General features: G+C 70.2%; 19 protein-coding genes. 7 read left to right on the top strand and 12 right to left on the bottom strand.

What is annotated here, in order from left to right:
• Positions 1-316 precede the first annotated feature (316 nt).
• The 7 genes from ACFY1H_RS36930 to ACFY1H_RS36900 form a co-directional block, all read right to left on the bottom strand.
• Positions 317-1,867 (bottom strand): amino acid permease, encoded by a 1,551-nt coding sequence (locus ACFY1H_RS36930; RefSeq protein WP_386954311.1) that lies wholly within the window; start codon positions 1,865-1,867, stop codon positions 317-319.
• An 89-nt stretch (positions 1,868-1,956) separates the two neighbouring features.
• Positions 1,957-2,871, bottom strand: coding sequence for a cation diffusion facilitator family transporter (locus ACFY1H_RS36925; protein WP_366579758.1), 915 nt, complete (start codon positions 2,869-2,871; stop codon positions 1,957-1,959).
• Between the two features lie 181 nt (positions 2,872-3,052).
• Positions 3,053-4,285: a mannose-6-phosphate isomerase, class I gene (gene manA, locus ACFY1H_RS36920; protein WP_366579974.1), complete on the bottom strand. Its 1,233-nt coding sequence runs from the start codon at positions 4,283-4,285 to the stop codon at positions 3,053-3,055.
• A gap of 107 nt (positions 4,286-4,392) precedes the next feature.
• Positions 4,393-5,487 (bottom strand): hypothetical protein, encoded by a 1,095-nt coding sequence (locus tag ACFY1H_RS36915; protein ID WP_366579760.1) that lies wholly within the window; start codon positions 5,485-5,487, stop codon positions 4,393-4,395.
• Entirely contained in the window at positions 5,471-5,716 is a 246-nt protein-coding gene (locus ACFY1H_RS36910; RefSeq protein WP_366579762.1) for a Trm112 family protein, read from the bottom strand. Before ACFY1H_RS36910 ends, ACFY1H_RS36915 begins: the two co-directional genes overlap by 17 nt.
• 86 nt (positions 5,717-5,802) lie before the next feature.
• Entirely contained in the window at positions 5,803-7,158 is a 1,356-nt protein-coding gene (locus ACFY1H_RS36905) for a phosphomannomutase/phosphoglucomutase (RefSeq protein WP_366579764.1), read from the bottom strand.
• Positions 7,159-7,232: 74 nt separating this feature from the next.
• Complete coding sequence (locus tag ACFY1H_RS36900) at positions 7,233-7,586, bottom strand: DUF3499 domain-containing protein (RefSeq protein WP_204093559.1); 354 nt, start codon at positions 7,584-7,586, stop codon at positions 7,233-7,235.
• Positions 7,587-7,701: 115 nt separating this feature from the next.
• Between ACFY1H_RS36900 and ACFY1H_RS36895 the strand changes: the two genes are divergently transcribed.
• Positions 7,702-8,130 carry a metallopeptidase family protein gene (locus ACFY1H_RS36895; RefSeq protein WP_220244053.1) on the top strand — a complete coding sequence of 143 codons (429 nt, stop codon included), beginning with the start codon at positions 7,702-7,704 and terminating at the stop codon, positions 8,128-8,130.
• Here ACFY1H_RS36895 and ACFY1H_RS36890 read toward each other — a convergent pair.
• Positions 8,091-11,450, bottom strand: a complete 3,360-nt coding sequence (locus ACFY1H_RS36890; protein ID WP_386954261.1) for a glycosyltransferase — start codon at positions 11,448-11,450, stop codon at positions 8,091-8,093. The two genes, ACFY1H_RS36895 and ACFY1H_RS36890, sit on opposite strands and share 40 nt — an antisense overlap.
• 644 nt (positions 11,451-12,094) lie before the next feature.
• Positions 12,095-12,352 (bottom strand): WhiB family transcriptional regulator, encoded by a 258-nt coding sequence (locus ACFY1H_RS36885; protein WP_220247102.1) that lies wholly within the window; start codon positions 12,350-12,352, stop codon positions 12,095-12,097.
• A 320-nt stretch (positions 12,353-12,672) separates the two neighbouring features.
• Here ACFY1H_RS36885 and ACFY1H_RS36880 point away from each other — a divergent pair, with 320 nt between their 5' ends.
• Positions 12,673-13,431, top strand: coding sequence for a site-2 protease family protein (locus ACFY1H_RS36880; protein ID WP_366579976.1), 759 nt, complete (start codon positions 12,673-12,675; stop codon positions 13,429-13,431).
• 7 nt (positions 13,432-13,438) lie between these two features.
• Here the strand turns inward: ACFY1H_RS36880 and ACFY1H_RS36875 are convergent, their stop codons facing one another.
• From ACFY1H_RS36875 to mshB, 3 genes are read right to left on the bottom strand one after another with little or no spacing between them, the layout of a single operon-like run.
• On the bottom strand, positions 13,439-14,236 hold the full coding sequence (locus tag ACFY1H_RS36875) for a hypothetical protein (protein ID WP_366579768.1): 798 nt from the start codon (positions 14,234-14,236) through the stop codon (positions 13,439-13,441).
• Positions 14,229-14,594, bottom strand: coding sequence for a hypothetical protein (locus tag ACFY1H_RS36870; RefSeq protein WP_366579977.1), 366 nt, complete (start codon positions 14,592-14,594; stop codon positions 14,229-14,231). The genes ACFY1H_RS36875 and ACFY1H_RS36870 overlap by 8 nt, the downstream gene beginning before the upstream one ends.
• A 34-nt stretch (positions 14,595-14,628) precedes the next feature.
• On the bottom strand, positions 14,629-15,456 hold the full coding sequence (gene mshB / locus ACFY1H_RS36865) for an N-acetyl-1-D-myo-inositol-2-amino-2-deoxy-alpha-D-glucopyranoside deacetylase (RefSeq protein ID WP_366579770.1): 828 nt from the start codon (positions 15,454-15,456) through the stop codon (positions 14,629-14,631).
• A 544-nt stretch (positions 15,457-16,000) separates the two neighbouring features.
• Between mshB and ACFY1H_RS36860 the strand changes: the two genes are divergently transcribed.
• The 5 genes from ACFY1H_RS36860 to ACFY1H_RS36840 all read left to right on the top strand — a co-directional run bounded on the left by ACFY1H_RS36860 (position 16,001) and on the right by ACFY1H_RS36840 (position 21,980).
• Entirely contained in the window at positions 16,001-17,749 is a 1,749-nt protein-coding gene (locus tag ACFY1H_RS36860; protein WP_366579772.1) for an ABC transporter family substrate-binding protein, read from the top strand.
• Positions 17,750-17,934: 185 nt separating this feature from the next.
• Complete coding sequence (locus ACFY1H_RS36855) at positions 17,935-18,915, top strand: ABC transporter permease (RefSeq protein WP_366579774.1); 981 nt, start codon at positions 17,935-17,937, stop codon at positions 18,913-18,915.
• Positions 18,908-19,861, top strand: a complete 954-nt coding sequence (locus ACFY1H_RS36850) for an ABC transporter permease (protein WP_366579776.1) — start codon at positions 18,908-18,910, stop codon at positions 19,859-19,861. Before ACFY1H_RS36855 ends, ACFY1H_RS36850 begins: the two co-directional genes overlap by 8 nt.
• Positions 19,858-20,952: an ABC transporter ATP-binding protein gene (locus ACFY1H_RS36845; protein ID WP_386954254.1), complete on the top strand. Its 1,095-nt coding sequence runs from the start codon at positions 19,858-19,860 to the stop codon at positions 20,950-20,952. The genes ACFY1H_RS36850 and ACFY1H_RS36845 overlap by 4 nt, the downstream gene beginning before the upstream one ends.
• Positions 20,949-21,980, top strand: coding sequence for an oligopeptide/dipeptide ABC transporter ATP-binding protein (locus ACFY1H_RS36840; protein ID WP_366579780.1), 1,032 nt, complete (start codon positions 20,949-20,951; stop codon positions 21,978-21,980). Before ACFY1H_RS36845 ends, ACFY1H_RS36840 begins: the two co-directional genes overlap by 4 nt.
• Positions 21,981-22,010: the final 30 nt, after the last annotated feature.

Raw genomic sequence — 22,010 nt, 5'->3', positions numbered from 1 at the left:
GAACGGGGGATACCTAGAGAAGATCAGTGCACTCCCAGTGAGGATCGAAACCACTTACCGTATGAATCACACACGAGTGATTAACCCGTCAGAGGGAAGCCGAGGCGGACGGTATCGCAAACGGCTCACTCGCTCACCCTGCGTTCGAGACGTGATCCAAACCGAGATATCGACGTTACCCTTGCGTGATCATTCTGACTTAGGTGACAACTCGGCCACATCACGCAACCTTCCCGAACCTCGGTGAATGCCCAGGTCAGGGACGCAAAACGGCCCGCCACCCCGAGTGGGACGGCGGGCCGTTGCGGGCAGTGGTTCAGTCCTCTGAGGACGCCGGCGACTCCGGCGAAGCGGACTTCGCGGCCGGTTCCTCCCCCGCGGCGATCCGCTTGCCGAGCAGCGAGTGGCGCCGGCTGTAGACGAAGTAGATGACGACCCCGACGACCATCCAGACCACGAACCGCAGCCAGGTCAGCACCGTCAGGTTCAGCATCAGCCACAGGCACGCGAGGATCGCCAGGATCGGGATCAGCGGCACCGCGGGCACGCGGAACGCGCGCGGCAGGTCCGGTCGCGTCCGGCGCAGCACCAGCACCCCCGCCGAAACGAGGATGAACGCGAACAGCGTGCCGACGTTCACCATCTCCTCGAGCTTGTCGGCCGGGAAGAACGTGGCCGCCACGACCACCAGGCCGCCGACGAGCAGCGTCGCGCGCTTCGGGGTGCCGTGGCCGCCGGTCTTGGCCAGCCCTCGCGGCATCAGGCCGTCGCGCGACATCGCGAAGATGATCCGCACCTGGCCGAGCATCAGCACCATGACCACGGTCGTGAGGCCGGCGAGCGCGCCGACGGAGATGATGTTCGCGGCCCAGTCGACACCGTTGACGGAGAAGGCCGTGGCGAGCGTCTTGTGGCTGCCGTCGCCCGCCTCGGTCGCCAAGTCGGTGTAGGGCACCATGCCGACGACCACGAGCGACACGGCCACGTACAGGACCGTGACGATGGCCAGCGAGCCGAAGATGCCGCGCGGCACGGACTTCTGCGGGTTGCGCGTCTCCTCCGCGGTGGTGGCCACGATGTCGAACCCGATGAACGCGAAGAACACCAGCGACGCACCGGCCAGCAGACCGAAGATGCCGAACACGCTGCCGCCGCCACCCAGGATCACCGAGAACAGCGACTGGTCGACCCCGCTGTCGCCCGGGCTGCCGGGCTTGGCCTCCGGGATGAACGGCGTGTAGTTCGCGCCCTTGATGTAGAAGACGCCGAGGATGATCACGAAAAGCACCACGGCGACCTTGATCCCCGTGATCACCATGGAGAACCGCGAAGACAGCTTCGTGTCGATGGCCAGCAGCGTCGTCAACGCGACCACGACCACCAGCGCACCCCAGTCGATGGTGACCCAGCCGAGGTCGATCGTGGTCTTGGCGCCCTCGCCGAAGAGGTAGCCGAGCACGGTCTCGAGGTAGACCGACCAGCCCTTCGACACCGCCGCCGCGCCCACGGCCAGCTCCAGGATCAGGTCCCAGCCGATGATCCACGCCATGAACTCGCCGAACGTGGCGTAGGAGAACGTGTACGCGCTGCCCGCGACCGGCACGGTCGAGGCGAACTCGGCGTAACACAGCGCCGCCAGGGCACACGCGACCGCGGCGCACACGAACGCGACCGACACCGACGGGCCGGAGAAGTCACCCGCTGTGCGCGCGGTGAGCGTGAAGATGCCCGCGCCGATGACGACCGCGACACCGAACACGGTCAGATCCCAAGCACCCAGGTTTCTTCGGAGCTTGGTCTCGGGCTCGTCGGTGTCCGCGATGGATTGCTCGATCGACTTCGTGCGCCACAAACCCTGCCCGGGCACAGCGACCTCCAGATGACCTGCGATGACCTGCATGGAAACGGGTCATTCACCCTAACGCGGCAAACCGGAGGCTGCGCGGCAGGAGTTGATCACCGCGCGTCGCGGTCGAGGTCCGGTTCGAGGTAGATGAGCGACGCGACCGGGACCTTCGCGCGCACGCGGGCCTCGGCGTCGTCGATGGCCAGGGCGACCTCGGACGTGTCGAGGCCGGGCACCAGGGCGAGCTTCGCCGCCACGAGCAGCTCGTCGGGGCCGAGATACTGCGTGCGGATGTGGATCACGCGCTCGACCTTGCCGGCGGCCAGCTCGTCGACGATCGTCTCGAGATCGGTGTCGGTCGCGCCCTCACCGATGAGCAGGCTTTTCATCTCGACGATGAGGATCACGGCGATCACGCCGAGCAGCGCGCCGATGAACACGGTGCCGATGCCGTCGAACACCGGCTCGCCGGTGATCACCGACAGGCCCACGCCGAGCAGCGCGAACACCAGGCCGATGAGCGCGCCCGTGTCCTCCAGCAGCACGACGGGCAGCTCGGGTTCCTTGGCCTGGCGGATGAACCGCCACCAGCCGACAGTGCCCTTGATCTTCCGCGACTCGCCGATGGCGGTGTAGAAGCTGTAGCCCTCCAGGCAGATCGCGACCAGCAGGATGATCACGGCCACGATCGGCGATTCGAGCGGCTCGGGCTCGATGATCTTGTGGATGCCCTCATACAGCGCGAACGCCGAGCCGAGCGTGAACAGCATCAGCGCGACGATGAACGAGTAGAAGTACCGCTCCCGCCCGAACCCGAAGGGGTGTTCCTTAGTGGCGCGCCGGCGTGACGTCTTCTGGCCGAGCAGCAGCAGGCCCTGGTTGGACGTGTCGGCCAGGGAGTGCACCGACTCCGCCAGCATCGACGACGAGCCCGTGACCAGGAACCCGACGAACTTCGCCACCGCGATCCCGGCGTTGGCCGCGAGCGCCGCGATGATCGCCTTGGTACCGCCACCTGCTGACACGGCGTGCTCCCCTGCCTGTTGCGCAATGGATTCCCGAAATGCCCGATCGGGAGCCTAGAGGACCGATCACCACGCCGTCGCTTCGGCCACGTGAACGTTTTGTGCGCGAACGCCGCGCACGGGAAAGGGCACCTCGCGGGGATCGGAGTCCCCGAGGTGCCCCTTCCCGGAACGGCGGAAGTCAGTCTTCGCAGGTGCCGGCGGTGGCGCGGAACAGCTGGGCCGGACGGCCCGCGAGCGGGCGGACCGAGACGGCCGGGTCGGCCGCGGGCAGCCACACCGACTGGCCGCGCAGCAGCTCGACCTGCTCCCCGTCCTCGGCCGTCACGAGCAGGTCGCCGTCGGTGCAGAGCAGGATCTGCGGACCGGTGCAGTCGACCACGAGCTCGGTGTCGTCGCCGGCCTCCCACCGCATGCGCGAGAGCTCGAACTCCGGCGCGTCCGTGTGATAGACGGCCATGCCCTGGCCGGCGCATTCGCCCAGCTGCACCGGCATCTCGCCGCACGCGAAGTCGACCACGCGCAGCAGCTCCGGCACATCCACGTGCTTGGGCGTGAGGCCGCAGCGCAGGATGTTGTCGGAGTTGGCCAGGATCTCCACGGCCGTGCCCGACAGGTAGAGGTGCAGGTTGCCGGCCGGCAGGTAGATCGCCTCGCCCGCGCGCAGCGTCAGGCGGTTGAGCAGCAGCGCGGCCAGCACACCGGCGTCACGCGGGTGCGCTTCGCCCAGTTCCAGGATCGTGCGGCACTCCAGGCCGAACTCACCGTGGTCGGCGACGTGGCGCACGCACGCGTCGAGGACCTCGGGCAGCAGCTCGTCGAGCGAGGCCTGCGGCAGCGTGATCCACGTGGTGAACAACGCGCGCAGCCCCGCCGGGTCCGGCTGCGCTTCGAGCAGGCCGGTGTACTTCGCCAGCCCCGGCGTTTCGATGGCTTTGAGCAGCTTCACCGTGCGCTGCGGGTCGCGGAACCCGGCCAGCGCGTGGAACTCCGTGAGCGCGCAGACGAGCTCGGGTTTCGCCGTCGGGTCCGGGTAGTTGCGGTTGGGCGCGTCGCGCGGGATGCCGAGGCGCTCCTCGCGTTCGTGCCCCTCGGCGGCCTGCGCGGCCGACGGGTGGGCCTGCATCGACAGCGGCTCCTCGGCCGCCAGGATCTTCAGCAGGAACGGCAGCCGGCCGCCCCAGCGCTTCGCGCAGCGTTCGCCGAGCTGGCCGACCGGATCGGCGTCGACGAGCTCCAGGAGGCTCCGTTCGGTGCCGTCCGGGGCGAGCACGCGGGACGGGTCGCCCGGGTGGGCGCCCATCCACAGCTCGGCCTCGGGGTGCGGCGCCGGCACCGGACGTCCCTGCAGCTGCGGGATCGCGGTGCGCGATCCCCAGGCGTAGGGCCGTACGGCGTTGCGCAACAGCTCCACTGTCACCTCAACTCCCAATCCTTCCCATCGGCCGGAGCCGATGTCGTGCGGGCGGTGCCGTCCCCACGGCGCTCGCCGGCACTTCCTCCCCCTGATCCCGTGAGCCGTCAAGCGGTGGCCGGCTCGTACCTCCCGGCGCCACCGATGCTGCCCGCCGCGAGCCCGAGGTACACCGCGGCGAGCTCGAACCGCAGCGCGAGCACCGCGGCCCGGACGATCTCGTCCGCTTCGAACTCCTCGGCCGGCGCGATCACGTCCGCGTCCGGGAGGAACTCCTCGGCCTGGAAGCGGGCCGCCTCGGCGGCGGGCCCGGTCCGCACCGAGAGCAACAGCACCCTCGTGGCGGTTCCACCGGATGAGTCGTCCGGATCGGCGAAGATGTCACGCTCTTGGCCGCCCGATTGCGCAACTCTGCGAAGCGCGGGCCGCGCAAGCGCTTGCCGGAAGTCCTCGGCGTCGCACACCACGCCCGAATGAGCCGCGAACGCGTGTGCCGCGTGCTCCGCGACGGCCACCGCAACGGGGTCGAGACCCCACAGCAGCGGCACGCGGTCGGCCACGCGCAGCGCGAGCGCCTTCGCCGGGTTCGCGAACGACTCGCGCGCGAGGTAGTCCTTCTCGGCCTCGAGGTCGAGCTGGTCGGCCAACGCCTGCACGTCGGCCACCAGCAGGCCCAGCGCGTTGGCCGTGAGCAGGCCGGCGGCCAGCCCGCGCGGGAACGCGAGCTCCGGCGGCACCGGGATGCGCGGCGCGAGCAGCACGCCCTTGCCGGCCACCGAAGCGGCGACGGGGCCTTCCGCCGGAGCGGACAGCACCACGGTCGCGCCGAACCGGGCCGCGCGCTCCAGCGACGCGGCCAGCTCGCGGTCACCCGCGTCGTCGGTGTGCGCGAACACCACGTCGAGCGCGCCGATCCACGACGGCACGATCTCGGCCGTCACCACCGGCACCGGGCACGCCGGCGCGAGCAGCGCCGCCAGCAGCCGCGTGAGCGTGCGGCTCACGCCGGGCCGGTCGATCAGCACCAGCGAACGCGGGCGCCCCAGGTCGAGCCGGTCGCTCAGTTCCAGCTCGGCCGCGGCCTCGGCAGTCGCCCGCACCTGCGCCCCGGCCATGGCGGCGGCACGCAGCAGCCCCGCGCTGTCGGCCTCGGCCAGGCGCGTGGGGTCGTCGAGCAGCGAATCGTCAAGCACTGTCGGCATGGCTGTCATCCGGCCGGCCGGGGGTGCCAGGGACACGGTCACCACTCAGTACGGCTTCGTCGAGAAGCAGTACCGGGATCCCGTCACGGACCGGGTACACCCGGCCGCACTCGGTACAGGTCAGCGCTTCGGCATCCGCGTCGTCCGGCGTGCCGGGACGCAGCGGTGCGTGATCCGGCGACGGGCACGCGAGGATCTCGAGCAGCTGGGCGTCAAGCGTGATGGCCATGGTTCCTCCATACCACGCGTAGGTGGGTCGCAACGGCACCTTCCGGACACAGTTCGCCTCGGTCGGTCCCCATCAGCGTGGCTTGCTCAGCCCCGGACAATTGCCAGTACATCGTCGGTCAGCGCCTCGACGGCGGCGCGGTCGGCCGCCTCCACGTTCAGCCGCAGCAGCGGCTCGGTGTTCGACGGGCGCAGGTTGAACCAGGCGCCGCCCGGGAGCTGCACGGTCAGGCCGTCGAGCTCGTCGATCTCGACGCCCGACTTGTCCGCGTACGCGTCCTTCACGGCGAGCATGCGCGCGACCTGGTCGGTCACGGTCGAGTTGATCTCGCCCGAGGCCGCGTAGCGCGAGAAGTCCTGCGTGAGCGCGGACAGCGGGCCGTCCTGTTCGCCCAGCGCCGCGAGCACGTGCAGCGCGGCCAGCATGCCGGTGTCGGCGCGCCAGAAGTCGCGGAAGTAGTAGTGCGCGGAGTGCTCGCCGCCGAAGATCGCGCCGGTGCGCGCCATCTCCGCCTTGATGAACGAGTGGCCCACGCGCGTGCGGACGGGCTTGCCGCCGTGCTCGGCGACGATCTCCGGCACGCCCTTCGACGTGATCAGGTTGTGGATGACCGTGCCGCCCGGCTCCTTGGCCAGCTCGCGCACGGCGACCAGCGCCGTGATCGCGCTCGGCGAAACGGGCTCACCGCGCTCGTCGACCACGAAGCAGCGGTCGGCGTCACCGTCGAAGGCCACACCGGCGTCGGCGCCGACCTCGCGGACCTTGGCCTGCAGGTCGACGATGTTGGCGGGGTCCAGCGGGTTGGCCTCGTGGTTCGGGAAGGTGCCGTCGAGCTCGAAGTACATCGGCACGATCTCGATCGGCAGCCCGGCGAAGACGGTGGGAACGGTGTGGCCGCCCATGCCGTTGCCGGCGTCGACCACGATCTTCAGCGGCCGCGAATGCGTGAGGTCGACGAGGTTGCGCAGGTAGGCGGCGTAGTCACCCAGCACGTCGCGCTCGCTCACGCTGCCGGTCTTCCCCTCGAACGCGGGCACGCCCTGCTCGACGGTGTCGCGGATCTCCGTCAGGCCGGTGTCCTGCCCGACGGGGCTGGCGCCGGCGCGGCACATCTTGATGCCGTTGTACTTCGCGGGGTTGTGGCTGGCGGTGAACATCGCGCCCGGCATGTTCAGCGAGCCGGAGGCGAAGTACAGCTCGTCCGTGCTGCACAGGCCGATCGACACCACGTCGAGGCCCTGCGACGTCACGCCTTCGGCGAAGGCGGCCGACAGCCCCGGCGACGAGTCGCGCATGTCGTGGCCGATCACCACCGACGGCGACTCGGTCTTGATGAGCAGCGCGAACGCCGCGCCGAAGTCGCGTACCAGTGCCGCGTCGAGCTGCTCGCCGACCACACCGCGGATGTCGTAGGCCTTCACGATGCCCGAAAGATCTGGCACGCCGTCTCCCCGCCGTCAGTTCTCGTCGCGGCGCCGGTCGCGCCGCGCGGAAAGCCTACCGGCGGGAGCGGGGCTCAGGCGCGCCCGGGGAGCACGCGGAGGTGGCCGCGCCTGCCGGACGGGCCCTCCGGCTCGGGCGGCGGCGCCGGCCGGTCCGAGCGGCCCGCCTCGCGGACGGCCTCGGCCAGCGCGGTCAGCTCGTCGGCCGACTGCTCCGGAGTGGCGAACGTGCCCTCGTGGCGCACGACTTCCCAGCCCTTCGGCACGGTCAGCCGCAGCGCGTGGGCCTCGCACAGGTCGTACGAATGCGGCTCAGAGGCGGTGGCGAGGGGACCGACGACGGCGGTGGAATCGCTGTACGCATACGTGAGCGTGGCGACAGCGGGCTCTGGACAACCCGTTCGCGAACATTTCCGTACGCTCCGCACGATCCAGAACGATAGCGCGTCGCCGCAAGGGGGCCCCGGCGACACGCGCGCGACGCGCACGACCGCATAGACTTGCGCGGTGGCGACGGCTCGTGATTACCGACAGCGGCAGCGCATGCGCAGGGACCGGCACGGCCGCGGCCTGCGCGGGGCGCTCTATCCCGCGTCCCTGCCCGCCGCCGCGAGCCGGGCGGAGAAGTTCGACGCGCTCGTGCTCGACGCGCTGGAACCCATCGAAGCGCGCTGGCGCCACGAGCTGACCAAGCTCGACGTGGCGGTGGACGAGGTGCCCGAGGTGCGCCCGGACGGCCGCGCGCCGGCCGAGGGCGTGCTCCACGACGGCTCGGTTCCCCTGTCGCGCCTGGTCCCGGCCGGGGTCGACCGCGCGGGTCTGCCGACGCGGGCGCGCATCGTGCTCTACCGGCGGCCGCTCGAAGCGCGGGCCAAGGACCCGGGTGAGCTGGCGGAACTCGTGCACGACGTGCTGGTGGAACAGGTCGCGGGCTACCTCGGCGTCGAACCGGACGTGATCGAAGGCGATTGACGCCTCCGTGAGGGCACCGCGGTGAGCGCCGTGAACAGCACCGCGGCGAGCTGGGCGAGCAGCAGCAGACCGCGCTCGGTGCCCGGGAACGCGAGCGAAACCTCCGACGATTGCGGCGGGATCGACACCGCCACCTGGTGACCCCACGCGGGCACGATCGGCACCGCCTTGCCGTTCACGCTCGCCGTCCAGCCGGCCTCCTGCTCGGCGGCCAGCACCAGCAGCCGGCCGGTCGGGCCGTCGGAGGCGCGCACGCGAACGTCGGGCAGCCGCGCGTCCACGGGCGAGACCCCGGGTGACGCGCCGGGCGCGCCGCCGCCCGTCACGGCCGCTTTGGCCAGCTCCGGGGAGATCAGCGTGACCTCGCCGGCCTTCGGCAGGAGCCGGACCACGGGCCGGCCGTCGGACATCGGGGCCGCCGGCGCGACGAGGTCGCCGGCCAGGGAGACGAGGGCCTGCGGGTTGCTGCCGGGCGGGAGGATCACGTACTCGACGCCGGAGATCGCAGCGGCCGCGACGGCCGACTTGACCGCACCGGCGTCGCCCGTGAGCAGATCGCGGCGCCAGTCCGCGAGCCGGCCGGGCGTGCCCGGGGTCGGCGCGAGCTGGTCGTCGCCGAAGAGCGCGAGCCGGCCGCCGGTCTGGCGGGTGAGCTCGCCGAGGTCGAGCACCGCGCGGCCGCTGCCGGCGATGTCCGCGGCCACTTCCGGAGCGAGGGCGGGCCGCGGCTGGGCCGTGAGCGGGCCGGTGTGCCCGGCGCCGACGGCGCTGACGCCCAACGCGATCAGGACCACCAGGCCGGCGACACCGGCGACCTTCGGCAGCCACGGCGCGGGCACGCCCGCCGAGCCGCCGCGTTGCCAGGTCGCGAGGACCGCCCACAGCAGCCCGGCACCGACGACCAGCAGCGGCACACCCGTGTAGCCGGTCGCGGCGGGACCGCCCTGCATCGGCGTCACCGGGACCTGCCGCACGAGCACCACCGCGGCGACACCGAGCACCGCGAGCGCGAGTCCGCCGGCCACCTGCTTCGTCGGCCGGACCACGAGTGCGACGAGCGTGGCCGCCAGCACCGCGACGCCGATCGGCCACGCACCGGGCCCACCCGGCGTCAGCCCGGCCAGATCGGCGCCGGACGCCGGCGCGGCGGGACCGCCGAGACCGTGCAGGAGGAGTTCGGGGTGCTTGAGCAGCACCGTCGGCCACGGCAGCAGCAGCACGAGCGGCAGGATCACCACGATGCCGACCGACGCGGCGCGGCGCGCGAGGCCCGTCGGCGCCGGGAGGACCACAAAGCCGAGCAACAGGCCCACGAGCGCGAGGGCGTGCGCCAGCGGCGAGAACGCACCGAGCACCGCGACGCCGAACGCCGAGAGCGCCGACACGTGCAGCCAGCGCGTGCCCGGGCGCGTCAGCAGCCGCGCGATCCCCGCGACGACGAGCGGCAGCACGAGGTGGACCACCACGACGTCGAGGCGACCCTGCGCGACCGACGCGGTGGCGGCGGGCAGCAGGGCGTAGGTCGCCGCGACGACCGCGCGAACCCAGCGGCGGACGGGCAGCTTGCGTGTGGCCGCGTACGCGCTCAGCGCCGCGAGCGGAATGTCGCCGATGAGCAGGATCGCCACGAGCGCGGCCGGGCCGCCCAGGGGCGCGAAGATCGCGCCGATGGTGCCGAGCACGGGCAGCGTCGCGGGAGCGGGCGCGCCGGTGCCGCCCGCGACCGCGTGCCACGGCGCGAGGTAGGTGGACCAGAGGTCGCCGAGGCCGCCGACGGGCAGGAGCCCGCCGCCGGAGAGGTCCAGACCGAGGCGGCCGCGGTTGACCGCGAAGGCCAGAGCCGTCAGCAGCACGACGAGAACCACCGGCGGCGCGAAGATCGTCGCGGCCAGCACGCGGCGGCGGTTCACCTCGACGAAGACCAGCCCGGGTTCGCGGGCCGGCGCCGGGCGCGGTGCGGGTGAGGGCTTCGGGCCGTCGTCGGGCACGACGACGGATTCCGCCGGGACTTCCTCGCGTTCGGCTTCTTGTCCGGTCGGCACGGCGACCGCCACGACCGTGCCCGGCCGGCGCAGCCCCGAACCGCGGGAACTCAAGCCACGCAAGGCTCCGGCGGGCAGCGCGTCGGGTCCGACGGGCCTTCGGTCCGCGGCGCCGAGCGCTTCGGGCGCGATCCAGGCCGGCTCCTCGGCGAGGCCTTCGGGGACCGTGCCGAGCGCGACGTCGCTCTCCACGCCACGGCGCACGAGCCCGACCACGCCGGCGCGCAAGGCGTTGCGCAGCCGCGTGTACCGGCCGACGAACAACCCGCGCACGGTGCCGGGACGCGGCGATTCCCGCCGGTTCGCCCGTGCCGCCCGGAGTTTTCCGCGGCCGCTCGTGACGTAGGCGAGCGCCGAGAGCTCCGCGCGCGCTTCGGAAACGCGCCGCAGGAGGAAGAAGACGAGCGCACGCAGCAGCAGGAGCACGGGCAGCCGGACGAGCCCGAACCAGAACGAGAACGGCGAGCAGTTCACGAGGAACACGCGCAGCCCGTGCGCGCGGTTCACGGCGGCGAGCGAGCGGCCTGCCGCGTCGGGCGTGCGCCGGCCGGTCGAGAGGGCGCGCGCGTGGCGGACGCGGGCGGCGGGCACCGAGAGCACGAGCGCGCCGGCGGCGTTGGCGCGCCAGCCGAAGTCGAGATCCTCGCGCAGCAAGGAGAAGTCCTCGTCGAAGCCGCCGAGGGTGTCCCAGAGTTCGCGCTGCACCAACGATCCCGCGCTCGGCACGGCGAGCACCTCACCGGGCTCGTCGCCGGGCGCGGCCATCTGCTGGCGGTGCCCGGACGCGTCCGTGGACAGCCCCGCCTCCACGATCAGGCGCGGCTCGGCCCAGTCGAGCCCGAGCGGCCCGAGCACCTTCGCCGACGGCGCCGCTTCGGCGGCGTGCAGGAGCTGCTCGAGACAGTCGGGTTCGGGCGCGCAGTCGTCGTGCAGCAACCACAGCCACGCGCCGGGGTCGCCCCACCGTTTCACCGCGTGCGCCACGGCGGCCGCGATCGCCGCAGCGAAGCCAGTTTCACTCGAAAGAGTGATGACGCCGGACAGCACCGGCTGCGAATCGGGCCCTGCCGCGACCCCGCCGGGCTCGGCCGCTTCGGCGAGCAGCTTGGCGGTCAGGTCGGTGGAGCCGGTGTCGACCGCGAGCACGTGCCGCGGCCGGACCGTGCTGCGCCGCAAGGAAGAAAGCGCGAGCGGCAGCCACTCTTCGCCGTCGTGACAGACCACAATGGCCAGAACGGGCAACGTCCTCACAAGCGACGGTGCGACGGTGCGGGTCAACAACCACTCCTGGTCAGGCTGCGGGCGGGTGCGGTCACCCTACGGCTTCACCCGCGCACGCGGCGCCGGACCCGCACCCACCTTTCGCCGTCGCGGCACCGAACGTTTCGCGCCGAACGCCGCAGGGATCACACTGACGTCTCCGCCACACACGTCCACGCCTCGGGACGCACCGACCACATGCGACACACGACGACGGCACAACTACCGTCGTCGCACTGCTTTCGATCCCCACCGCCAGGCTGGGATTGGTCCGCGCCGAAACCCCACCACCACGGCAAGTTCCCCACGCACACTCAGATGACGTCTGGCTACCCAGGCGGTTGCCCGCCCAAACCCCGAATTTCGCCGAAGACCGAAACCCACGCCCTCGACCCCGCTCGACGCCGGCCGCAACCCGGCCACGCGCCGGCGCCCACCAACCCAATCTGGTGCTATACCAGCGAAAACACCACAAAAGCGAGAGGGGCCCGTGCCGCGCACGGACCCCACCTCATTCCTCGCAGAACCCACGCCCGGCCGCAAAGGTGACCACAGCCGTGGGTCCGGGGGCGTGCCCCCGGGCGGGGTCTGGGGGTCGCACCCCAGGAAACACCCGGACAGCGAGATGGTCCGCGCTTTCCGCGGACACACCCCGCCCATCGCTATATCGCGCGCTTTTTCAGCTTCCGCCGCTCGCGTTCGGACAGGCCGCCCCAGATGCCGAAGCGCTCGTCGTGCGCCAGGGCGTACTCCAGGCACTCGTCCTTGACCTCGCAGCCGAGGCAGATCCGCTTGGCTTCGCGGGTCGAGCCGCCCTTCTCGGGGAAGAACGCCTCGGGGTCCGTCTGCGCGCACAAGGCGCGCTCCTGCCAGTCCTGTTCCTCCTCGGTGGCATCGAAGAGGTCGGTCAGATCCCCCAGCTCCTGCTCAGGGTTCTCGCCCCAACCCACGACGTGCCCCCACTCCCTCTTTTCAGGCCTCGAGTCGGTCCTCGAGCCTTCCGCTTCCAACCGCACGTCCGCCTCCTCGCTCCTACGCACTCCCCAGGCTGGCGGTGGTGAAACGACATCCGCTGTCCCCTCTCGACAGCGAATGACATCACTGTGATTACACCCGTGTAGTGCGGTCAGGTCAAGCGGAGTAGCGAGTTCGGGGGATACCTCGGGCCGATCGCGCAAGGGGACACGCCGAACACTTCACACCGGGCATACGGAAGACTGGTGGGGTGCAGAGATCAGCAGTGCGGCCCAGCCCGGTCTTCATCGGCATCCTCGCGGTCACCGTCCTCGGCGGAATCCTGGCCGCGTACGGTGATTCCCTGAGCCTGAGGGGTGACAAGGACCCGCTCTACGTCACCGGTGTCGTACTCCTCGTGGCGGGCGGGTGGATCGCTTCGCTGACCCTGCACGAGTTCGGCCACGCCTTCGTCGCCTACCGCGGCGGCGACGCCGGGGTCGCCCAGAAGGGCTACCTCACGCTGGACGTGCGGCGCTACACCGACCCCGTCCTGTCGATCCTGCTCCCGCTGATCTTCCTCCTCATCGGCGGCATCCCGTTGCCCGGCGGCGCGGTGTGGATCAACCGCGGCGCGCTGCGCAACCGCGCGACGTCGTCGTGGGTGTCGCTCGCCGGGCCGCTGTCGAACCTCGGGGTGGGGGCCGCGCTGTGCCTCGTGGCGGCGCTGATCCCGATGTCGCCCGGGCTGTACTTCGGGCTGTCCTACCTGGCGCTGCTGCAGGTGATGACGTTCCTGATCAACATCCTGCCCATCCCCGGCCTCGACGGCTGGGGTGCGATCGAGCCGTATCTTTCACCGCAGGCGCGGGCGTTCGGCGCGCGCGTGCGGCCGTGGGCGCCGCTGGTGCTCTTCGCGCTGTTCTTCGCGTTCCGCCCGCTGTCCGACGGTCTCTGGTACGTCGCCGGCCTGATCTTCGACGCGTTCGGCGGCGACGGGCTGGCCGCGCAGATCGGGCAGTCGGCCTTCCTCTTCTGGCGCTGACGCGAGCTCAGGAAAAAGACGCCCAGTGCGAGTTGGCCATGAGCCACCCGTGCGCGCGTTTCCAGATCTGCTTGAGCCCCCAGCGCTCGCCGAGGTAGTCGCCCGCCGCGCCGACCACCGGGACCAGCCCTAGGGCCCGGTGGTAGAAGCGGCCGCGCGGGCGCTTCTCGAGCTCCTCGGTGATCCCCCACAGTGACCGGCCGAGCCGCCACAGTGTCCCGGCGACGGCCCTGACCGTCACCTTGCCGTGGGCGCGTTCGGATTCCGTCAGTTCTTCGGTGAGCTGTGCGGCCGCACTGTCCTCTGCGGACTCGTCGGCGGGCTTGCCCGCGGCGAGGACCGGGTCGAGGTCGCGCTCGAACAGCACCGCCGCGATCAGCCGCACCCGGCTGCCGACATCGGTCACGCCGTACTCCCCCGCGATCGCGCACAGCAGCAGCCCCTGCGATGCGGCGCCGAGCGTGTCCTGCACCGGCAGCCGGTCGGCGAGCGCACCGCCGAGGCCGGGGATCGAGGTGAGCGCCGCCGTGAGCCGGCCGACGCGGTTGACCCACCAGCCGCAGCGTTCGTCGATGTCCATCCGGGCCCACCCGGCGGTGCCGGGGACCTTCACGGACCTGAGCGCGCCGAGCACCTTCTCCTTGAAACCGTCGTTGCCGAACTCCTCGGCCGCCTCGGCCCAGCGGGCCCGCGCCTGCAAGCCGAACGGGTCCGCCTCGCGCAGCGCGTCGAGCATCGGCGCGCAGGCGCGGACGAACGGCCGCAGCACCGCCACGACCTGACGGTCCGAAATGGCCTCAGCCACGGACCTTGCCCTTCGTCGCGGCCGCGCGGCCGAGCCCGCCGCCGAGCACGAGCGCCGCCGGCAGCGCGCTCGCGCCGAGCAGCAGGATCGCCCGCCAGTCCTGAACGAGCACGAGATCGCCGCCGGGTCCGCCCAAACCGATGCCGAACACCACGACCACCCACACCACGAGCGGCACCCAGGACAACCCCGGCCGCACGAGCTTCGCCGTCGTCAGCACCAGCCACGGCGTGGTGACCGCGCCGACGAGTGCCGTCAGCGGCAGCGGCACCTCCCCGAGCGCGCCGACGCGCAGCGGCAGGAAGAACACTTCGAGCAACGCCAGCAGCAGCGCGTCCAGGCACAGCACCACGAGCATCAGGCGCTGCTCGGAGCTCAGCGGGGCCGGCACGTCACAGCCCTCCGAACAGGTCGGTGTCCGCGCCGGCCGCGTCGCCGTGGGCGAGCACGAAGTACTCGGCGGGCGGGATCGGCTGCGCGATGTCGTTGGTGAGAGCGAAGTGCACGATCTCGCCGTCGACGACCGTCAGCTGCGTCTCGTGGGCGCGCAGGGCCGCGATCTTCGCCGGCAGGTGGGCCGAGGTGTCGAGCACAGTCGTGACCTTCTCATCCGCGGTGCCGGGGAGCTCGTCGTCCTCGGGTACCCGGAAGGGTGAGCTGTCACTCGCCCGCAGCCGCGCGAGCCCCGCGTCGACCGCGGCGCGGGAGTGCACCACGTGGAAGACGCGCTCGACGGAGGCCGCGCGCGGCGCCGCCGCCATGGTGATGTCGTGGGCCCGGATGTGGTCGGGGTGGCCGTAGCCGCCGAAGGAGTCGTAGGTGACCACGACCTGGGGCCGCAGCTCGTCGAGCAGCTCGGCCAGCTGAGCGGCCTGCTCGTCGAGGCTGCCGCCGGCGAACGCGCGCGGGTGCTCGGCGGCCGGTGTGCCCGCCATGCCGGAGTCGCGCCAGCGGCCCATGCCGCCGAGGTACTCGTGACGTGTCACGCCGAGGGCGGCGCAGGCGGCCGCGAGCTCGCCCGAGCGGTAGCCGCCGAGCTGGTCCGCGGCGTCCGAGGCCAGCAACGCAAGCCGGGGCGGCACGATCTCGCCTTCCTCGCCGAGAGTGCACGTCACCACGGAGACCTCGGCCCCCTCGGCGGCGTACCGGGCGATGGCACCGCCGGTCGTGATGGTCTCGTCGTCGGGGTGCGCGTGGACGAGCAGGAGCTTTCGGATCACGGCACCAGGTTAATGAACTCCGGCCCGGGAGCCGGGGCCCCGGCGTTCCGAGTCCCGGAACGTTCCGCGGCAGGGGTTCCGCCCACCCGTCGGGGGTCGCCCGGAAAGGGCCGGACACGCCCTGCGGCCCGCACTCCGGTAAACGGTCGCCACCGTTCACGAGATCAGGTTAATTCCTTGTCACTTCCGGTTTGTCACGGCTGTGTGACTAGTCCATTCGCGGGGTCCACAAAGAGGATGGCGTCGGTTATTGTCCCCCGAGCCGAATGACCCACCGAGCCGTGGCCGTCCCCGAACGAGGCCTGCAGTGATCGAAGATTAGCTACCGTGAGTAGTCGATCAACCGCAGAACCCGTGGTGGAGATAGGCAAGACGAGATTGCTGTTCCATCACGATCTCACTGAGAGTGTCCGGATCGATAGTTTTGACGGCTGTCCACTGCCTAGGTTGCACGACTACGGTGAGCTAACTCGATTACATCGAAGCTCGCGGTCAGGAAGAAGTCGCCTCGCAAACCCGCGACGGCGTCGAGCAAGGAGAATGAATGTTAGTGACGACTAGGTCGCGCGCTGTGAAGCTCGGTGCGTTCGTCGCGGGCGCGGCCCTTCTGCTCTCCGCCTGTGGGGGCGGCGGTGGCGGCAACAGCACGGTGCAAACCGGGCAGGCCTTCGCCCAATGCGACCAGGACCCGAACACCTGCAACTCCGTCGCGGCCGACCAGCTGCAGCAGGGCGGCGACGTCACGTACGCCATCGAGAAGAACATCCCCAACTGGAACGTGACTTCGGCCGAGGGCAACGTCTTCGAGACGGGCATGGTCACCAAGGGCATCCTGCCCTACACCTTCTACGCGACGCCGGACCTCAAGCCGGTCCTGAACAAGGACTTCGTCGAGTCGGCGGACGTCACCAGCACCAACCCGCAGGTGGTCGTCTACAAGATCAACCCGAAGGCCTCCTGGGACGACGGCACGCCGGTTTCGGCCGACGACTTCATCTACAACTGGAAGGTCCAGAACGGCAAGGACTGCCCCGACTGCGCCCCGGCCAGCACCTCCGGCTACGACCAGGTTTCCTCGGTCGTCGGCTCGGACAACGGCAAGACGGTCACGGTGACGTTCTCCAAGCCCTTCACCGACTGGCGCCAGCTGTGGAGCTCCTCGGGCGCGATGTACCCCGCGCACCTGGCCGCCCAGCACGGTGACACCAAGACCCCGGCCGGCCTGGCCTCGTCGTACAAGTGGTTCGGCGACACCGTGCCGACCTGGACCGCCGGTCCGTTCAAGATCTCGAAGTTCGTGAACAACCAGTCGGTCACCGAGGTCCCGAACGACAAGTACTGGGGCGCCAAGCCGCACCTGTCGAGCGTGATCTTCCGCGTCATCACCGACGCCACGCAGGAGCCGACGGCGCTGCAGAACAACGAGGTCCAGGTCATCTACCCGCAGCCGCAGGTCGACCTCGTGAACCAGGTCAAGAACATGCCGAACATCTCCTCCTACATCGGCCTCGGCCTGACCTGGGAGCACTTCGACTTCAACCTGAAGTCGCCGGGTCTCGACAACAAGGCGCTGCGTCAGGCGCTGTTCACCGCGATCAACCGCAAGGACATGATCGCGAAGACGGTCGGCCAGTTCACCAACAAGGTCGAGCCGCTGAACAACCACAACTTCATGCCGCAGCAGCAGGGCTTCAAGGACGTCATCTCGTCGACGGGCCAGGGCACCGGTGACATCGACAAGGCGAAGAAGCTGCTCACGGACGCCGGTTACAAGCTCAACGGCACGCAGCTGCAGGACCCGTCGGGCAAGAACGTGGGCCCGTACCGGATCCGCTACACCGTCGGCAACCAGATCCGCCAGGACGAGTGCGAGCTCTTCGCGGCGGCCGCCAAGCAGCTGGGCATCACCGTGAACGTGTCGCCGACCGACGACCTCGGTGACACCACCACCAAGGGCGACTACGACATCATCGTGTTCGCCTGGGTGTCCTCGCCGTTCCCGTTCGCGGGCGCCGTCCAGAACTGGGAGACCGGTCAGGGCAGCAACTACGGCAAGTACAGCAACCCGCAGGTCGACAGCCTGATCAACGAGGCCAACGCCGAGACCGACCAGGCCAAGGCCACGGACCTGCTGAACCAGGCCGACCAGATCATGTCCGATGACGCGTACGTGCTTCCGCTGTACCAGAAGCCGACCTTCATCGCGTCTTCCGACAAGATCGGGAACATCCGGAACAACTCCACGCTCGACGCCCCGGTCTACAACATGGCGGAGTGGGGCCTCCGCAAGTGATCACCACCCGGTAGATTCACGCAGGACACCACCGGTGAGGGGCCGGCAGTTTGCCGGCCCCTCACCGCGTGTTCGAACGTTTTGGTCCGCTTCATCCCGAACTCCAGATTTGCCTCTCTCGTCGCCCGGCCCAGCCACCACAAGCGGCGGGTTCGCGGCAGAACCGCCAGAGCAGGAAGACCTCCATGCTTGCCTTCGCACTGCGCCGGCTCCTCGTCTCGGTGCCGATCCTGATCGTGTCGACGTTCCTCGTCTTCGTGATGGTGTCGCTCTCAGCCAACCCGCTGAGCTACCTGATCCAGAGAAACCCGCCGCCGCCCCCGCAGACGATCGAGCTCGAGCGGATCCGCCTGCACCTCGACCAGCCGATCCTCGAGCGGTACTGGCACTGGATCACCGGCGTCCTCAGCGGTGACTTCGGTCCGTCGGTCCAGTCGAACCTCGACATCGGCCACGAGGTCTTCGTCCGCTTCGGCGTGACGCTGCGGCTGATCGTGCTGGCCATGATCGTGGCCCTGATCCTCGCCGTGCTCATCGGCGTGATCAGCGCGGCCCGCCAGTACTCGAAGTTCGACTACACCGCGACCTTCTTCGGCTTCCTGTTCCTGTCGATGCCGTCGTTCTGGTTCGCCATCGTGCTGAAGCAGATCGGCATCTCGATCAACACCTCCGTGGGCGACCAGATCTTCTACACGATCGGCTCCTCGTCGGTGATCACCCCCGCCGGGTTCGGAGCACAGTTCAGCGACGTCGCCGGCCACCTCATCCTGCCGACCATCTCGCTCGCGCTGACGAGCTACGCGGCCTGGAGCCGCTTCCAGCGCGCGTCGATGCTCGAGGTCCTCAACTCCGATTACGTGCGGCTCGCCCGTGCGAAGGGCCTGCCCCGCTGGACGGTGACCCGCCGGCACGCACTGCGCAACGCGCTCATCCCACTCACCACCGTGACCGCGCTGGACATCGGCGCGATCCTCGGCGGTGCCGTGGTGACCGAGACCGTGTTCCAATGGCAAGGCGCGGGCACGTTCCTGCTGAACGCGATCCGGCAGAGCGACGTCTACGCCGTGGAGGCGTGGCTGCTCATCGCGGCGACGTTCATCATCCTGCTCAACCTCATCGCCGACCTGCTCTACGGCCTGCTCGACCCGAGGATCCGCTATGCCTGACGAATCGACGACCGAAGAACTGCCGACCGGCGCGGACTCTCGCCTCGACGTCGCGACCAAGCCGGACACCGTTCCCGAGCGCGAGTTCACGGTCAAGGAACGCAGCCAGGCGCAGCTGGTCTTCAAGCGCTTCCTGCAGCACCGACTGGCCATGATCAGCCTGATCGTGTTCATCCTGATCATCCTGTTCGCGTACGTCGGCCCGCTCGTGTGGAAGTTCACGCCGGTCGACATCACCGAAGACAACTCCGCGCCGCCGTCGGGCGCGCACCCGTTCGGCACCGACGCCGTCGGCCACGACACCCTCGCGCAGGTGATGCGCGGGACCCAGGTCTCGCTGCAGATCTCCGTGCTCATCGCGATCTTCGCGACGTTCGTGGGCACGATCTGGGGCTCGGTCGCCGGCTACTACCGCGGCTGGATCGACACGGTCCTGATGCGCATCGCCGACCTGATCCTGACCCTGCCGCTGCTTGCCGTCGCCGCGGTGCTGGCGCACCAGGTGGGTGGCACGTGGTGGCTGATCGCGGTGGTCATCGCCGCCCTGTACTGGGCCTACGTCGCCCGCGTCGCCCGGGGTGTCGTGCTCTCCTTGCGCGAGAAGGAGTTCGTCGAGGCGTCCAAGGCGCTCGGCGCGACCGACGCCCGGATCATCTTCCGGCACCTGGTGCCCAACGCGCTCGGCGCGATCATCGTGAACCTGACGATCCTGGTGTCGATCGGCATCCTGCTCGAGACGGCGCTGTCGTTCATCGGGTTCGGTGTCACGCCGCCCGACACGTCACTCGGCCTGCTCGTCAGCACCGCGCAGACGGCGGTCGACACCCGCCCGTGGCTGTTCTACTTCCCGGGCGTTTTCATCATCCTGATCGCGCTGACGATCAACTTCATCGGGGACGGCCTGCGGGACGCGTTCGACCCCCAGCAGACGAAGGTGCGCGCATGACCGAGTACGACTCCAACGCACTCGGCGGTGATCCCGTCCTCGTGGTGGAGGACCTGACCGTCGAGTTCCCGAGCGGCGAAGGCCTCGTCAAGGCCGTGCGCGGTGTGAACTACCAGCTGCAGCGCGGGGAGGTGCTGGGCATCGTCGGCGAGTCCGGCTCCGGCAAGTCCGTGACGTCGCTGGCCATCATGGGCCTGCTGCCCCGCACCGCGCGGGTTTCCGGCTCGATCCGCTTCGGCGGCGTCGAGCTGCTGAAGGCCAGTGAGAAGGAGCTCAACAAGGTCCGCGGCAAGGGCATCTCGATGGTCTTCCAGGACCCGATGACCTCGCTGAACCCCGTGTACACCGTGGGCGACCAGATCGCCGAGGCGATCACCGCGCACCACAACGTGCGCAAGGACGTGGCGAAGAAGCAGGCGATCGACCTGCTCGAGCTCGTCCGCATCCCGAACCCGAAGCAGCGCGCGGACGAGTACCCGCACCAGCTCTCGGGCGGGATGCGCCAGCGCGTGGTGATCGCGATCGCCATGGCCAACAACCCGGACGTGATCATCGCCGACGAGCCGACCACGGCGCTCGACGTGACCGTGCAGGCCCAGATCCTCGAAGCGCTGCAGGCGGCGCAGAAGGAGACGGGCGCGGCGATGGTGCTCATCACCCACGACCTCGGCGTGATCGCCGGGCAGGCCGACCGCGTGCACGTGATGTACGCGGGCAAGGTGGTGGAGTCCGGCAGCGTCGACGAGATCTTCTACACGCCGCGGATGCCGTACACGCTGGGCCTGCTGGGCAGCCTGCCCCGCCTCGACGTGAAGACCGAACGGCTCACGCCGATCACCGGCTCGCCGCCCGCCACGCAGAACATGCCGCTGGGCTGCCCGTTCAGCCCGCGCTGCCCGCTGTCGCAGGACATCTGCGACAAGGAAGAACCGCCGCTGGTGGCGGGTCCCGGCTCGCAGTTCGCGGCCTGCCACTTCACCGAGCAGGTCATCGGCCGCGACCCGGCCGAACTGTTCAGCGCCACGTCGGCCGACACGGCAGCCGTCCCGGTGACCGTCGACGCCGCGATCGACACGGAGACGAACCGATGAGCGAGACCACGGCGACCCGGACGCCCGTCCTCTCCGCGCAGAACCTGGTCAAGCACTTCCCCATCCGCGGCGGTGGCCTCATCCGGCGCACGACGGGCGCGGTGCAGGCCGTGTCGGACGTGTCGTTCGACATCTACCCGCACGAGACGCTGGCACTGGTCGGCGAATCGGGCTGCGGCAAGTCGACCACCGCACGCGTCGCGCTGGCGCTGCAGCCGCTGACGTCGGGCAAGGTCAGCTTCGAGGGCCGCGACCTCGGCACGATGGGCAAGCGCGAGCTGCAGCGGCTGCGGCGAGAGATGCAGATCGTGTTCCAGGACCCGTACGCCTCGGTGGACCCGCGGCTGCCGGTGAACGAGATCATCGCCGAACCGCTGCGTATCCACGGCCTCTACGACAACGGCGGCCGCCAGCAGGTCCGTGACCTGATGAAGACCGTGGGCCTGCGCCCGGAGCACGGCAACCGCTTCCCGCACGAGTTCTCCGGCGGCCAGCGCCAGCGCATCGGCATCGCCCGCGCGCTCGCGCTCAAGCCGAAGGTGCTGGTGCTCGACGAGCCGGTGTCGGCGCTCGACGTGTCGATCCAGGCCGGTGTGCTCAACCTGCTGAAGGACCTGCAGGCCGAGCTCGGGCTGTCGTACCTGTTCGTGTCCCACGACCTGTCGGTCGTGCGCCACGTGTCCGACCGCATCGCGGTGATGTACCTCGGCAAGATCGTGGAAACCGCGGCGGCCGAGGACCTCTTCAACAGCCCGACGCACCCGTACACCCAGGCGCTGATCTCGGCCATCCCGGTCCCGGACCCGCGCAAGGAACGCACCCGCCAGCGCATCGTCATCACCGGCGACGTGCCCAGCCCGGCGAACCCGCCCTCGGGCTGCCGCTTCCGCACCCGCTGCCCGAAGTTCGCCAACGAAATCGACGACGCGGGCCGCAAGAAGTGCAGCACGGAAGAACCCCTGCTGATCGATCACGGCCAGGGCCACCCGACGGCTTGCCACTTCGCGGAGAGCCTGCAGCTGATCTGAGCCGTCTTGACGACAAACGCCCCGGTGCCC

The organism is Amycolatopsis sp. NPDC001319 (genome assembly GCF_042896185.1).
In the GTDB taxonomy this organism is placed as follows: domain Bacteria; phylum Actinomycetota; class Actinomycetes; order Mycobacteriales; family Pseudonocardiaceae; genus Amycolatopsis.
Note: the sequence above shows the minus strand (reverse complement) of the source record. Positions and strands in the feature narration are given on the sequence as shown.